The sequence below is a fragment of the Paenibacillus lemnae genome, from assembly GCF_012933385.1.
GTDB lineage: Bacteria > Bacillota > Bacilli > Paenibacillales > Paenibacillaceae > Paenibacillus_AQ > Paenibacillus_AQ lemnae.
In genome coordinates, this window is sequence record NZ_JABBPN010000003.1 from 305,422 (window position 1) to 320,170 (window position 14,749).

The following is a 14,749-nucleotide window of genomic DNA, read 5'->3' on the forward strand; positions in this document are numbered from 1 at the left end:
AGTTGGTGTGTGTCAGTGAAGGCGCGCTGGAGATAAGCTTGAATTCCAAGCTTATTTCAATCATTTTGCTTGCTGAGTGCAGCTTAAGCTTGAAAAACAGTCTTATCAAAAATGTTAGGCGGGATGCGAAGGCAGCTTACCGAAAGAAAGCAATCACCTCAAGAGCGTGGCAGCTGCTGCTGCCTGCCCGCAGGCCCTATCTGCAGTTCTCGCGAAAGGCAGAGGGGGTCTGCTGCAGATGCTTTTTAAACTGTCTCATAAAATGGATCTCGTTATTGTACCCGCACATCTCGGCAATCTTCTTGACTGTTATATCTGTCGTAGACAGCAGGTATTTAGCATGCTCGATCCGGCTTAATATGACATCACTCATCGGGCTCACACCGAACAGTTCCTTATACAGATGCTGAAAATTAGACCGGCTCATCGTCAGCTCTCCGCACAAATCATCGATCGTCCAGGGGTGAGAGGGCTGGTTGAAGATTTTGGTGCGGACGATGGACAGTTTGTTGTAATGGGAGCTTGGCGTCTCATTGGAATGCTGGTGAAGCCGCTGGCTCAGTTTGATGAAAAAAAGCTTCATGTACAGCTCCACCGTTTCGGGCTGGCGGGAACCTGCAGCATACCTCTCGTAGCACATATGGTTAATAAACATCGACAGTTCGTTCAGATCTCCGAGAGGTACAACCTGATCCATCGGGATGCTGAGACGATGAAACCATGGCAGATCCTGCGGCTGCAGCTCGAAGTGAAACCAGTCGTTAGAAAACGGGCCGCCTTCTGCCCGGTAGAACTGGGGAGTGTGCTCATTGAACAGAATAAAAGAATCTTTTTCGGCAGTATAATCATCACCGTGCAGGGTGAAGACGGCCGAGCTTTTAAGCAGCAGCAGCAGATAGTCTCCGGATCCTTGAGGACGATGGATATGAAAATCTGCATGATGACTGTGATTGTATCCGATATTTACGATATGCATGGTCATCTCTCCATAGAGGTTGATGTCCTCATTGTAGAGCTTTGACAGAAAGGGTGCAATCCTTTCGTTTGCACAATAGGTTAGTAGATAAGGACGATGTGTAATTGAACTCTGGCAGCGCCTTCATTATGCTAAAAAGATATAATAACAATGAATGTAAAGGCGGAAGGTGACCTTATATGAAACTTCAAATTACAGATAAGCTGGGCGCTGGCATTAACCCCGGCATGATTGGACTTTTTTTCGAGGACATCAATTACGGGCTGGACGGCGGCCTTCATGCAGAAATGATCGAGAATCGTTCATTCGAATTTCTGGAGATTACGGGAGAGTCGCATGATGTAGTGGAACGCTTTGACGGGCTGTATGGATGGAGTGCTTACCCTTCGAATGACAGCGGTGCTGAGATGCAGATTGAAACAGAGAACCCGCAGAATCCCGTGAATGTGCATTATCTGAAGTTTACCGCTTCTGGCAGCCAATTGGCATTTACGAACAAAGCCTATGATGGGATCTATATGAAATCGGAGGTATCCTGCCGAGTTTCATTCTACGCTCGCACAGAAGACTACGCAGGAAGCATTGATGTATGTATCGCCAAAGAGGGGGCTGTTCATGCAAGGGCAACCGCTGCAGCATCGGTCACAGGAGAATGGGTGAAGTATGAAGCAGACCTGGTCAGCGATCAGGATGTGTCCGGCGGGGATTTCATCATTCAATTGAGCCAGCCGGGAACTGTGTGCTTTGATTTTATATCCATGATTCCATCCGACGCAGTACTGGGGCTGTTCCGCCGAGATCTGACAGAGCTGCTGAAAGAGATGAAACCGGGATTTCTTCGCTTCCCTGGCGGCTGTATCGTAGAAGGCTATACGCTGGACAACCGTTATCAATGGAAAAATAGCGTCGGCAAATCTGAGGAGCGTCCAATAAACGGGAACCGCTGGGCGGTGCACGGGAACTCCAAGGATTTTGCCAGCCCGTACAGTCATTACAACCAGACGCTGGGTATTGGATATTATGAATACTTCCTGTTAAGCGAATATCTTGGCGCCAAAGCACTGCCGGTCGAGAATGTAGGCCTGGCCTGTCAGTTCCACTCGCACGAACAGGTCGGAATGGATGATCCTCATTTTCAGCAGTACATTCAGGACACGCTCGATTTGATTGAATTCGCCAATGGACCAGCTGATTCCAAGTGGGGACGCATCCGCAGTGACATGGGACACCCCGAGCCTTTCAATCTCGAACTGCTGGGGATTGGTAATGAACAGTGGCAGACCGACAAGGTCGATTTCTTCAAAAGGTATGAGCTGTTTCAGCAGGCTGTTCATCAGCAGTATCCAGACATTAAGCTGCTGGGCTCTGCCGGACCGGATGTCACTTCCGAGAAATATACGAAAGCCTGGGATTTCTACCGCACTGCGGCGAAGGAGAACGAGAACTTTGTATACGCGGTAGACGAGCATTATTACGTAAAACCTCAGTGGCTGATCGACAACGTGCATTTTTATGACGAGTATCCGCGGGATGTTAAAGTATTTGCCGGCGAGTATGCGGCACATCATACCAACGGGATGAATAAGCCGCATCTGAATGATTGGGAAGCTGCCTTGGCTGAAGCTGCCTTCCTGACAGGGATCGAGCGCAATGCGGATGTCGTAATTCTCGCTTCGTACGCACCGCTGTTTGCGAGATTGGGTTATGCCCAGTGGTCGCCGGATATGATCTGGTTTGATGGTGAGAAGGCTTACGGCAGTCCAAGCTATTATGTGCAGAAGCTGTACAGCACTCAGATGGGAACAGATCTCGTACAAGTGAGTCATGATGAGGAAGAAATTCCTTACACCGTATCGTATGACAAGGAAGCCGGCGTGCTTTATGTGAAGCTGGTCAATACACTGGACCGAAAAGTATCGGTGCGCCTGGAATCTGCCTATCCGCTGAACGGCAAAGGTGAGGTGCAGGTGATGCAGGGCGAGGACCGGGATATCAATTCCATCGACAAGCCATTTAACGTGGCACCTGAGGTGCTCAGCCTGGAAGTCAGCCCGGAGATGGATTACATCGTTGGGCCGAAATCTTTCCATGTGCTTAAATTGAACGTTTCGCAAAACTAAAATTAAAACAGCTTTACCATCAAGAAGATGATGGTAAAGCTGTTTTTTTGTGCCTGATGATACGTCCAGATCTTATTATTTTCTTACCCGTGTTATTGATCTTTATTCAAACCGAACACATAGGATTCCAGCATGTCCCTCAGCGCAGCAAAGGACTCCGGTCTTGCGCTGAATTTTTCCCGCTCTCCTTGTTTCTTCAGGTGCATCCGGAGAAGTCCGGCAGTTTTTAACAGAGACAAGTGATAGTGCAGGTTGCTTTTGGAGAGTTTGGTTTTCTGCTGCAGTTCGGTGAAGGTAACGGGTCCGTCCGCCAAAATATGAAGCAGGATCAGCCGCTTCTCGTCCGCCAGGCTTTTGATCATGCGCAGCATTTGGGTGGTTGGCGTATCCTTATCGGGCGGCTGCTCATCTGCGGCATAGCTGATCACAAGCAGCTTGTCGCTCATCATATCGATCCGGTTGAGCGGCTTGATGTGATAAGCAGGAATCAGCAGGATAAACTCCAAATCCTCCTCCAAGTCAAGAACCACACCATTGGTCGCTTCATCAATCAAATCGGTATAAGAAAACGTCTGACTCAGTTCCTCGATTCGTGTGGCGGAGATCTTCAGCGTGTTCAGGATTTCTTCGGAAATGAGGCAGGCCTGCTGCCAAGTGTTCAAGATATCCAAGCTGCGGTCCCGGAATGCTTTTAATCCCATACCGATCCCATCTTCCAGATAAGGGGACAGCATCTCATAGATTTGGCCTTCTCCTAGTCCGCCCAGCCACTCCAGAAAAGCGGTGATATCATGCTTCGCCGGACTATCCAGTATTAACAGATGAAGGTAGGAGATCGTATCGCATAAATCAAGCTCATCCAACCGGTCGTCAAAGGAATCCGGCAGATGCTTCTCCACCTGCTTCCTCCATTTGTTTCCTAAATCATGAAGCTGATTTTTTTTGTCGCTATAGGCAAACAAGCTTGTCACAAGCTCGTGTACGGGTGAATAATCGATTACAATCCGGGTCATAACATCGATTCTCTCCTTCAACTTTAGTTCAAAAATCATTTTATCACATTCTAGATAAAAAAGTGTTGAACTTTAAATAAGTTCATGTAATATTGAACTTAATAATAAAGTTCTAAAAATTATGAACTGTAATCGAGATCGGAACATGATAAAGCGATAAAGACTGGAGGGATACAAAAATGAATGATTGGTTTAGTGTGGAATATTTGATTACGGAACAGCAGACCGAATTGGAGAAGAAAGCGTCAGAGGCTTGGAAATACAGTCGGAAGAGGCATGACACGAGGTGGTCAGCAGAAGTTACAGGCTTATGGCGAGCTTTATGGGAAATATGGCCCCGAAAGAGAAAGAGCAAAGTCGGGGGAGTGTAATGATGACAGCTTGTCTGGAAAATAGAAATGTCTGCCCCTCAGAAGGAGGTCAGGACATTTTGTTGTCGGCTATATTATCCCTGCAGGAAACTTTGAGCCAGCCGATGTATCTTTACTATTATGAAGGATTCAGCACCCAGGAGATCGCCAAGGTCCTTCAAATCCAGGTCAGCAATGTTCGAAACCGGATGTGCCGTGCCCGCAAGAAGGTAAAGCTGATGCTGGGGGAGAACATGGGGACTTTGGCGGACGGGAGGAGACTAAGAAGAATAGCTGGAAGGTGAGTAATAAAAAGGAGCTGTCCGCAGGATCGAAGGATCGATCGTGCGAACAGCTCCCGGATATACTTTGTTAGGCCAGTAATGCCGCTTGGCGTTTGAGATGATCCTCAATGACCATGCAGGCCATGGCTTCGATCACTGGAACTACTCGCGGGCAGATACATGGATCATGCCGGCCAATCGTCTTGATCTCACGGTCATTGCCATGAATATCTACCGTTTGCTGCGGCAGCGAAATCGAAGAGGTCGGCTTGACAGCTACACGGAACACAATCTCCTGGCCTGTACTGATGCCGCCGATAATGCCGCCTGCATGATTGGTTTTGAAGCCTGACGCATCCATCTCGTCATTGTGCTCGCTGCCGCGCATGGAAGCCGCTTGAAATCCTGTGCCGAATTCAATACCTTTAATCGCGCCGACAGAGAGCATCGCCTTGGCCAGCTCGGCATCCAGTTTGTCGAATACCGGCTCGCCCAAACCGGCAGGAACGCCGCTGATCCGGCATTCCACGATGCCTCCGCAGCTATCGCCTTCTGCGGCAAGATCTTCGATTTTGCGAACCATCTGCTCTGCTGCAACAGGGTCACAGGCCCGAACCGGATTGGCTTCAATTGCAGCCGCGTCAAAGGTTTCGCATTTGATGCCTCCAACCTCTGTTGTGTAAGCGAGCACGCTCACGCCCTTCAATTCCAGCAGCTTCCGGGCTACAGCACCTGCGGCTACGCGGCCTGCAGTTTCGCGCCCGGAGGCTCTGCCGCTGCCTCGGTAATCTCGGATGCCGTACTTTTTATCATACGACCAGTCCGCATGACCAGGCCGGTACATATTTTTGATATCATCATAGTTGGAAGGACGCATATCCGTGTTATTCAGCATGATGCAGAGCGCAGTCCCTGTCGTCATTCCATTGAAAATTCCGGATACAATACGGATCTTGTCATATTCCTTACGGGGTGTGGTTACTGAAGACTGTCCAGGTCTTCTGCGGTCCATCTGCACCTGAATATATGCCTCGTCGAGTTCCACTCCTGGTGTCACCCCTTCGATAATTACGCCGACGGATTCCCCGTGGGATTCCCCGAATGTGGTCATTTTAAACCTTTCTCCAAATGTACTTCCTGCCATATGAATGCCTCCCGATGCTTTAAGTTTCTTTGCATTCATTATATCAGTATAATTGAAATAAATGAAATTGTGATAATCAAGGTTTGTCATAGAGAGGATTGATGACAAAAATGATGATAGCGAACATGGAATGGTATCGTGTGTTTCTGTATGCGGCAGAACTGCTCAATCTTACCAAAGCTGCGGAGAGGCTGCACATGACACAGCCTTCGGTAAGTTATGCGATCAAGCAGCTCGAGGAGACGCTCGGGGTTATGCTCTTTGAACGGCTATCCAAGGGAGTGCGTCTGACACCGGAGGGCGAGGTTTTATACCAGCGAGTACAAAAAGGGTTTGCAGAGCTTGAGCTCGCAGAGAAGGAAGTGCTCCGATTGAAGCAGTTCAAGGAAGGACAGCTTCGAATCGGAGCGAACGGGGCCATCATCAAGGACCTGCTCATCCCTCTGCTTGACGGCTTTCATCTGGGCTATCCCGGCATTCGGATTCAGCTGGGACAGGAAAACACCGGAGCTGTGGTGAAAAGATTAAAGGAGGGAACCTTGGATCTTGGATTTGTCCATCTTCCGGTCAATGATGAAGAGATTGTAATCTGGAAATACAAGACACTGCCTTACTGCGCCGTAGTCGGGAACCATTTTCACCAGTGGACGGACCAGCCGTTGTCAGCCGAAAAACTGGCTGAACTGCCGCTGTTAATGCTCTCATCCGGAAGCTCTACACGCTCCTTTATAGAGAAATGGTTTCTGTCTCAGGGAGTTGAGGCTCAAGCAGATATGGAATTGAACAGCCTGGATATGCTGGCTGAATTTGCTGAACGGGGATACGGGGCTACCTTTATGCCCAGAAGCTTCGCGGAAAGGCGTATCGAACAGGGAACTCTGCTGATCCTGAATACCGAAGTACCGCTGCCGGACCGGCAGATCGGTATTGCCGTTCGTAAGAGTGGAGCGCGGTCCCTTGCGGCAAAAGCATTCTTGAAGCATTTGGGAATAGAGGGTTTTGATAAGGACAGGGAGACGATTTGAATGATGAAGCTATACAATGAACGAATACAGTCGATATTACAATACATTGCAGAACGGTACACTCACAAAATAACGCTGGATGAGCTTGCAGCACATGCACATTTTTCGAAATATCATTTCAGCAGGATTTTTGCATCCATTGTGGGCGAAACGCCCATGGCTTATGTGAATCAGGTACGGCTGGACCGAGCCGGGGGATTTTTGGCCGATACCGAGCGCACGATTCTGGATATTGCTCAGGACTGCGGTTTCGAATCGATTACGGCATTTCATACTGCTTTCAAGAAAAAGTATGGGATAACCCCCGGTGAGTTCCGGAAACAGGCTGAGGCAGACCGCAATTTTACGTTATCCTTCAGCAAGAATCTGAACGAAACGGCTCTCTCTGCAGATTATGATGAATCCAGGCTTCATCAATCTTTTTTCAGGAGGGTATGGGATATGAACATTACAATTACAGAACTGCCGGAACACAAGGTGGCTTATGTCAGACATGTCGGAAGTTATTTGGAGACGTACCGTGCTTGGGAGGCGCTCAATCGGTGGTCGGCGATACAAGGGCTGTTCCCGCCGAAGCAGCAGTTCATCGGGATTTCACTGGATGACCCGGCGGCAGTAGAGGAAAGCGAATGCCGCTATGATGCCTGTGTGACTGTGCCAGATGGGTTTCACACGGAAGGGCAGCCAGAGAATATCCAGTTTCAGAGTCTGGCCGGAGGTACTTACGCCCGATATCATTTCTATGACACGGTAGATAAGTTGACGATGGCTTATCATAACTTGTTCGGGCAATGGCTGCCGATCAGCGGGTATGATGCGGACGACCGGCCTTGTTTGGAGTTTTGTATGAACAATCCGGCACAAGACCCGGAGGGCAAGGCCAAGGTGGACTTATATATACCAATTGTAAGCAGATAATGTAAGCTTGAAGAAGAACTATGTTGAAGGAGGTGTCCAAAATGAAGCAGAACACCAAGTCGATCGTCCTGCTGGTCACGGCAGCCTGTATTCTGATGGCAGTTGTGGATGCTGTGATTACTCCGGACTACTTATACAAATCAATCATCAAGGTCATGCTCTTTTTGACACTTCCGGTGCTGTACGCCCGAATCAGCAAAGAGGTTTCCTTCAGGCCGTTATTTCGTTTTGAGAAAAAAGGACTGCTGTTCAACTGGCTGAATGAAAAGAACGGCAATATCTATGCGTCCTGGATGGTGCATATGTGTGCCAATCTGGCGATTAACACGATCGGATTTATGCTGTTTGAAATATGGTGATAGCAAGAAAGCCCCTCCTTCCATTGCATTTCACCCCGCCCAAAGGCTACAATAGCAGGACCACAGTCAGCTGGATTGTGAACTATAAGATGAAGCAGGAGGATACATAAGATGGAGCGCATTGAAACAAAGCAGCAGTACGAGGATCTGATCAACCGCGACGGATTGACCGTCATTAAATATGATGCAACCTGGTGTCCGGACTGCAGGACGCTGGAGAAATTTATGCCGGATATTATGGCCAAACACCCGGATAAGGAGTTTTATGCTCTGGACGTAGAACAGCTGGAGAATGTAACTGCCGCTAATGAAGTGCGCGGAATTCCAAGCTTGCTCGTTTACAAAAACGGGGAGAAGCTGGCTCACCTTCACAGCAAATTTGCCAAAACTCCGACACAGATTTCAGAGTATCTGGAGACGCTGGAGTCCAAAAATTAAAGCGGCATAGCATGAAAAGAGAAGTCCCGGGGTGATTAATCCCGGGGCTTTTTTAATGCTGTGAATAAGTCGAATATGTCTTATATAAAAATTAATTACAAAAGTATAGTAACTTATTAAATTTTGATGTATAATCACTGACGAAGCCTCATTAAATTTCTGTAAATTTTCTGAATTTATTGAAATTTTCATGATATACTTACATTAAGTTTTTTGCTGAATACAAAATAAATGAATATGGATCTTCGGGGTAAGGTGAAATTCCTGACCGGCGGTGATGGTGTGCGAATCATATTCTGCATGCTTCAGCCCGCGACTCGCTCTTGCGGTTATTTACGTGAGGCGACTGACCTGGTGCAATTCCAGGGCCGACGGTATAGTCCGGATGGGAGAAGATCAATCACAGGTTTGTGATGTCTGTTTTTCAATTAACAGGCAGCAGGCTTGTTTGGTCAGCCCCCGAGTGTCGATCCGTATGGATGAGACGCCGGGGGCTTTCTTAAGGTAAGACTCCGTATTCAGAACGGGAGAGAAAGAATATGGCAAATATCAGTGCAAGCATCAACTTGAAACAGAACATTCGGGACAAAGCGGGGAGCCGGGCGAGAGGCGGTTTCTGGCTGGTCGTGCTGGGAGCTGCATTATGGGGAGTAGATCCGCTGTTCCGAATTATCCTGCTCAACAATATGACCTCCTCGCAGATTGTTCTGCTGGAGCACCTGATTATCGCACTCATAGCTGCACCGGTGATTTGGAAGAACCGAGTGGAGTTCAAAGGAATTGGCTGGAGGCATGTCGGGGCGCTGCTGTTTATATCCTGGGGCGGTTCAGGCATCGCGACGATTTTGTTCACCATGGGATTGTCGAGCGGTAACCTGAATGTTGTACTGCTGCTGCAAAAGCTGCAGCCGCTGTTTGCCATCATTTTGGCCAGTCTGATTTTAAAAGAAAAACTGCCGCGGCATTTTGCCATGCTGTTTCTCGTCGCCATGGCCGGCACGTACCTGCTGACCTTCGGGCTGGCGCTGCCGATCGGACACTGGAGTGAAGTGGTGCAGCTTGGAAGTCTGCTGTCGCTCGGGGCTGCGGCACTGTGGGGCGGTTCCACCGTCATGGGACGTTTGATGGTTGGCCGGATGAAATATGAGACGGTGACGTCACTGCGGTTTGTATTGGCGCTTCCTTTGCTCAGTGTTATTACATGGACCGAAGGTGCAGCCTGGAATCTGCCGGCGGCAGGAACCTCGGATATGGCCTTGGTGATCCTGAACCTTGCAGGTCAGGCGCTGCTGCCTGGACTGCTCAGTCTGCTCATCTACTACAAAGGCTTGACGACGACCAAAGCGTCTGTTGCGACCCTGGCCGAACTCAGCTTTCCGATGGTTGGTGTCCTCATTAACTGGATCGTTTTTCGTGAGATGATAACGTATGCCCAGACCGCAGGATTTTTGTTAATCTGGCTTTCACTCTACCTGATTTCCAGGCAGTCTCAGCCCGTAACTCGTGCGGAAGAAACCCAGGTATAAATCATAACAAGACAACTCAGGAGCAGCGCATCCTCCATACGGGGGAGAGCGGTCTGCTCCTTTTTCATTGCTTTTGGGATATACACAAGCACGGTCCTATACTATAATGAACCACAAAAAGAATGGATAGCCATTCCAGCAGAGGTGATTTAATGACAACAACGATTCGTAATGCCGCAGAAATAAGACCTTCAGAAAGACAGCTAACTGTACAGAACATGGAGTTTTATGCATTTATCCATTTTTCTATGAACACGTTTACAGACGAAGAGTGGGGGGACGGGACGAGTGATCCGGTACTGTTCGACCCGTCAGAGCTGAATGCAGACCAGTGGGTACAATCCTGCCTCGATGCAGGCATGAAAGGGTTAATCCTGACGTGCAAGCACCATGACGGATTCTGTCTCTGGCCTAGTCAATATACAGATTACTCTGTAAAAAGCAGCCCCTGGAAGAACGGACAGGGAGATGTGGTCAGAGAAGTATCAGATGCCTGCCGCAGGCACGGATTAAAGTTTGGCATCTATTTGTCACCGTGGGACAGACATGAGCCTTCTTATGGTGATTCCCCGAAATACAATGATTATTTCATCAGCCAGCTGACAGAGCTATTGACCCAATATGGTGACATCTTTTGTGTCTGGTTTGATGGGGCTTGCGGCGAAGGCCCGAACGGGAAACGGCAGGAATATGACTGGGATGCCTATTATGCCCTGATCCGAAAGCTGCAGCCCGGCGCTGTCATCTCTGTATGCGGACCTGACATTCGCTGGTGCGGAAACGAAGCAGGACACTGCCGAAAATCCGAATGGAGCGTTGTACCAGCTTCCCTGCGGTCGAATGAAGCCATTCAGGAAAAATCCCAGCAGGCAGATGATCGTGAATTTGCGCGCCGGTATGATTCGCAGGATGAGGATCTTGGCAGCCGTGAAATTATAGGCAGTGAACCAGAGCTGGTCTGGTATCCGGCTGAAGTCAATACATCCATCCGGCCAGGGTGGTTTTATCATGCAGCAGAGGATGATCAGGTCCGCTCACTGGAGGAACTGCTTCACATTTATTACGGCTCGGTCGGCGGTAATGCTACATTCCTGCTGAATCTGCCACCCGATCGGCGGGGGCTGATTCATGAGAATGACCGTACCCGGCTTCGGGAATTAGGAGATACGATCCGCGGGATTTTTTCGAATAATCTGGCAGCGCATGCAGAAGTCAAGGCATCTGAAGCTGTGGAAGGTCATGAAGCCAAGGCGGTTGTGGACGGAAATCCGGATACGTACTGGTGCCCTCAGGAAGGGACAGAGCAGGCGGTTCTGGAGGTGGATCTTAAATGCGATACCCTGTTTGATCATATCGTGTTAAAAGAATATCGTTACAGCCAGCGTATAGAGGGCTTTGAGGTGGAGGTTCAAGCAGATGGCGGAGCATGGACGCCGCTGTGGAGCGGTACAGTCATCGGGCGGAAGCGAATCTGCCATTTTAACACCGTTTCTGCCCGGAAAATACGGCTAACCGTAACTCAATCCAGATGGTGTCCGACACTTTCGGCATTTGAAATATACAAAAAATAAAAGAAATGTGTTGTTAAATGAAAAGGAATATGATCCTCTTATGGCGAATTTAGTCGAAACAGATTATTTTCATAGGATGGATAGGTGTAAGAATGATCTTTCGTTTGGATATGAACACAGTTTTTATATGCCTCGTTGTGGGTCAGCTGTTTACGGTACTGCTGTTATGCGCCTATCGTAACGGTCACAACAGGGATCGTGCGGTTAACAGTTTTTATGCGGCAAAAATTCTTCAAGCGGCAGGATGGCTGCTGGCCATGTTTCGGAATGATCTTCCAGACGGATTGACGGTGTATGCAGCGAACACGTTATTGTTTCTTGGAGCAGCACTGGAAGCATCAGCCTTCCTTCAGATCACGGGGGCATTTGGCCGGAAGACCGCACGCTTTTATATGGGACTGACCCTGGTATGTGCTTTTGTTTTTTGTATGGTTGCATTTATGACAGGCAGTGAACGATACCGTATTGTGGCCGCTTCGCTCGGCATGGCGTTGTTCTTTGTCCTTCCGGCTGTGAAGATGCTGGGGGTTAAACCGGGTTCTTTGCTTATGAAGATGACCGGGTACATGAATGTCCTAATTTCGGCAGGAACATGGATCCGGGGTATTGTCGCCTGGACGACATCGGATTCGGCTTCCTTATATGAGCCGGGCGTTTTTCAATCCTTGTCTTTCATGTTGTTGTTCTTGTTAATGTTCATGGGGAATGTCGGTTTTGTGCTGCTTTCGAAGGAACGATCTGACCGGGAGCTGCTCCGGCTGGCGAGCTATGATGATCTGACCGGAGTTCGAAACCGGAGAACTTTTATTCTGGAGGCCAAGCGTACACTGGCGCTTTGCCGGAGAAAGCGCGTCCCCGTTTCGTTCATGCTCATGGATATTGATGATTTCAAGGACATTAATGATACTTATGGTCATGACCGGGGGGATCTGGTGCTGCAGGAATATGCCGCAATTGTACAGCGGTGTCTGCGGGAAGGAGATCTTCTGGGACGTTATGGCGGTGATGAATTTGCTGTTCTGTTGTCCGGTTCTGACGCAGAAGCATCCGATTTCTCAGCAGAAGCTATTCGCCGTGCTGCTGAGGAGGCTTGTGTGGAGTCGTCCATCCGGTTTACACTCAGCATTGGCGTGGTTACGGTTGAACCGGATCATATGCTGTCCGTAGACAAGCTGTATAAGCTTAGCGACAATGCGCTTTATCAGGCCAAACAGCAGGGGCGCAATCGTGCTACCCGCAGTGTTCCGGATTCTTCATGGCCGACGAGTTCTGCTGCAGGATAAGGCAGTCACATTCATTTATACGCGCAAAGGTCGAAGACAGGCTCGCCAAGAGCTTTTGTCTTCGGCCTTTTTTATGGGATGCGAGGCGATGTTTAGGGTAAAACAAGATAAATAGACTGAAGTTAGATATTACCCATCGCTGCAAGGAGTGATCACCGTGAAAGCATTCGACTACTCGCTGAATTATAAAGAGCTGAACCTTCGGGAGCATCCCGAGCTGTATACCGTGGGCCGCGGAGAACAGGGAGTACTGCTTGTGGAACCCTACAAGAGTGAAATTTTGCCGCACTGGCGCTTTAAGACTCCGGAGATCGCGAAGGAATCTTCAGCAAAGATTTATGAGCTGTTTCTGGATTATAAGGAGCAGGATGACTTTGTCGGCATGGATATGGCTCGTAAATTTCTGCAGATGGGCTATACCCGGGCACGGCGGTACACAAACCACAAAGGCGGACGTAAATATTCCAAAGAAGACGGGTCGGTGCTGCCATATCAGAATGACGAGGTAAAGGCTGAGTCGGCAGCCATTTTTAAAAAACAATGGTATGAAGCCAAAACGGACCCGGATTATGTCCGGATGAAGGATGAGCACCGGAGTAAGTACGAAAGCGAGGAATAGGCGTCAGCAAAATTTAATGATCTGATCCCAGTCACATATAATCATAAGGTTCAACCAGTAGTTCCATACCGAAACCGCTAATGGCAATCAGGAGGCAGACAGCAGGGCGGGCCTTGATTTGAAAAAGTCATGTTTTGTGAAATGCAAGAACTGATAGGAGCACGACCAGAGGATAGCTGAATGCCTGCACACCCTGATCCTGAAACATAAGACCCAGCGATCGAGAAGCAGAAATGGCAAATCCGAGTGTGAATAGCAGCAGCGGAATACGAAGCTCATATTTATGTTTCAATATGGAATGCATGTTCATAGAGAGTCTCCTTTTTTTTCATGGTCTCAGCAAAAATGCCTGTATTCTTTAAACGTCAGAGAGCGTGTAGAAGTTACGGTTCAATGTAACAAAAAAGCCCCCGCAGTTCTGCGGGGGCCTGACTGGTGAATGGTTTAGTACCATGCAAGCAGCTGTTTATTTGTTTTCTAAGGAATCTTTGTACTCCTGGGCCTTCTTTTCAAGATCAACCGGCTCATAGTCATAGGTTACGGTAAGCTGGTCATAAATATCCTTGGCTTCTTCGCGCTTCTCTTCCTTGATCAGCTGGATGAGTTCATTAAAGAACACCTTCTGTTCATCAGAGAGCAGTTCAACCGTGATCTCCATGACAGAGGTCATCGTATCTTTGGTGCCCTGGTCGAAGGTCGCGTACTGCTCTTCAGGTGTATCAAAGTACATCTGGGCTTGCTGCAATAACAGGGTTCCAGCTTCCTGATCCTTTCCTTCCGGTTTTGGAATCGATCCTCCGGTTGCTGGCATGTCAGCTTCTTCGCTGCCAGATTCATTAGACTCCATGTTGTCTTCATTAGCCGGGGTGTCCGTCTCCCCTGTGTTCACGTTATCTTCTACTGGTGCCGGGTCGGGTGCAGCTGTATCATTTTTCCCATCCCCGCAGGCGGTCAATGCGATCATCGATGATAGGAGTAAAGCGTTGAACAGGGTTTTGATTTTTGTCATAAGGCACCTCGTTAGTGTTATTTATATTCAGCTTACATTAACCGCAAAGCGCGGGATTGCATCATTCTTGTAGAACCTGACAAGCACCCAAAGCGGAATCGTGAAATGCCAACC

General features: G+C 48.6%; 16 protein-coding genes and 1 riboswitch. Of the genes, 11 read left to right on the top strand and 5 right to left on the bottom strand.

The window, feature by feature from the left end:
- Positions 1 to 196: 196 nt before the first annotated feature.
- Complete coding sequence (locus HII30_RS04985; RefSeq protein WP_169503897.1) at positions 197 to 976, bottom strand: helix-turn-helix transcriptional regulator; 780 nt, start codon at positions 974 to 976, stop codon at positions 197 to 199.
- Positions 977 to 1,155: 179 nt separating this feature from the next.
- On the opposite strand from HII30_RS04985, the gene HII30_RS04990 reads away from it, so the two are divergent.
- A complete protein-coding gene (locus HII30_RS04990) occupies positions 1,156 to 3,096 on the top strand; it encodes an alpha-L-arabinofuranosidase C-terminal domain-containing protein (RefSeq protein WP_169503898.1) in 1,941 nt (646 codons plus the stop codon).
- A gap of 92 nt (positions 3,097 to 3,188) precedes the next feature.
- Here the strand turns inward: HII30_RS04990 and HII30_RS04995 are convergent, their stop codons facing one another.
- Entirely contained in the window at positions 3,189 to 4,130 is a 942-nt protein-coding gene (locus HII30_RS04995; RefSeq protein WP_246246110.1) for an ArsR/SmtB family transcription factor, read from the bottom strand.
- A gap of 158 nt (positions 4,131 to 4,288) precedes the next feature.
- Here HII30_RS04995 and HII30_RS05000 point away from each other — a divergent pair, with 158 nt between their 5' ends.
- A complete protein-coding gene (locus HII30_RS05000; RefSeq protein WP_169503708.1) occupies positions 4,289 to 4,480 on the top strand; it encodes a hypothetical protein in 192 nt (63 codons plus the stop codon).
- A 59-nt stretch (positions 4,481 to 4,539) separates the two neighbouring features.
- Positions 4,540 to 4,764 carry a sigma factor-like helix-turn-helix DNA-binding protein gene (locus HII30_RS05005; protein ID WP_246246111.1) on the top strand — a complete coding sequence of 75 codons (225 nt, stop codon included), beginning with the start codon at positions 4,540 to 4,542 and terminating at the stop codon, positions 4,762 to 4,764.
- A 67-nt stretch (positions 4,765 to 4,831) separates the two neighbouring features.
- Here the strand turns inward: HII30_RS05005 and aroC are convergent, their stop codons facing one another.
- Complete coding sequence (aroC, locus tag HII30_RS05010; protein WP_169503899.1) at positions 4,832 to 5,887, bottom strand: chorismate synthase; 1,056 nt, start codon at positions 5,885 to 5,887, stop codon at positions 4,832 to 4,834.
- Between the two features lie 125 nt (positions 5,888 to 6,012).
- Between aroC and HII30_RS05015 the strand changes: the two genes are divergently transcribed.
- The 8 genes from HII30_RS05015 (at position 6,013) to HII30_RS05050 (ending at position 13,626) form a co-directional block, all read left to right on the top strand.
- Positions 6,013 to 6,912: a LysR family transcriptional regulator gene (locus HII30_RS05015; RefSeq protein ID WP_246246112.1), complete on the top strand. Its 900-nt coding sequence runs from the start codon at positions 6,013 to 6,015 to the stop codon at positions 6,910 to 6,912.
- Positions 6,913 to 7,830 carry an AraC family transcriptional regulator gene (locus tag HII30_RS05020; protein WP_169503900.1) on the top strand — a complete coding sequence of 306 codons (918 nt, stop codon included), beginning with the start codon at positions 6,913 to 6,915 and terminating at the stop codon, positions 7,828 to 7,830.
- 41 nt (positions 7,831 to 7,871) lie between these two features.
- Positions 7,872 to 8,189, top strand: a complete 318-nt coding sequence (locus HII30_RS05025) for a hypothetical protein (protein WP_169503901.1) — start codon at positions 7,872 to 7,874, stop codon at positions 8,187 to 8,189.
- Between the two features lie 111 nt (positions 8,190 to 8,300).
- Complete coding sequence (locus tag HII30_RS05030) at positions 8,301 to 8,627, top strand: thioredoxin family protein (protein ID WP_169503902.1); 327 nt, start codon at positions 8,301 to 8,303, stop codon at positions 8,625 to 8,627.
- Between the two features lie 237 nt (positions 8,628 to 8,864).
- Positions 8,865 to 9,028, top strand: a riboswitch (FMN riboswitch).
- Positions 9,029 to 9,166: 138 nt separating this feature from the next.
- Positions 9,167 to 10,153, top strand: a complete 987-nt coding sequence (locus tag HII30_RS05035) for a DMT family transporter (RefSeq protein WP_169503903.1) — start codon at positions 9,167 to 9,169, stop codon at positions 10,151 to 10,153.
- A 152-nt stretch (positions 10,154 to 10,305) separates the two neighbouring features.
- A complete protein-coding gene (locus HII30_RS05040) occupies positions 10,306 to 11,724 on the top strand; it encodes an alpha-L-fucosidase (RefSeq protein ID WP_169503904.1) in 1,419 nt (472 codons plus the stop codon).
- Between the two features lie 110 nt (positions 11,725 to 11,834).
- Positions 11,835 to 13,007, top strand: coding sequence for a GGDEF domain-containing protein (locus HII30_RS05045; RefSeq protein ID WP_211184439.1), 1,173 nt, complete (start codon positions 11,835 to 11,837; stop codon positions 13,005 to 13,007).
- A gap of 157 nt (positions 13,008 to 13,164) precedes the next feature.
- Positions 13,165 to 13,626: a DUF4385 family protein gene (locus tag HII30_RS05050; RefSeq protein WP_169503906.1), complete on the top strand. Its 462-nt coding sequence runs from the start codon at positions 13,165 to 13,167 to the stop codon at positions 13,624 to 13,626.
- Positions 13,627 to 13,753: 127 nt separating this feature from the next.
- Here HII30_RS05050 and HII30_RS05055 read toward each other — a convergent pair whose 3' ends face one another.
- Entirely contained in the window at positions 13,754 to 13,936 is a 183-nt protein-coding gene (locus HII30_RS05055) for a hypothetical protein (protein WP_169503907.1), read from the bottom strand.
- A 156-nt stretch (positions 13,937 to 14,092) separates the two neighbouring features.
- Entirely contained in the window at positions 14,093 to 14,635 is a 543-nt protein-coding gene (locus HII30_RS05060) for a hypothetical protein (RefSeq protein WP_169503908.1), read from the bottom strand.
- Positions 14,636 to 14,749: the final 114 nt, after the last annotated feature.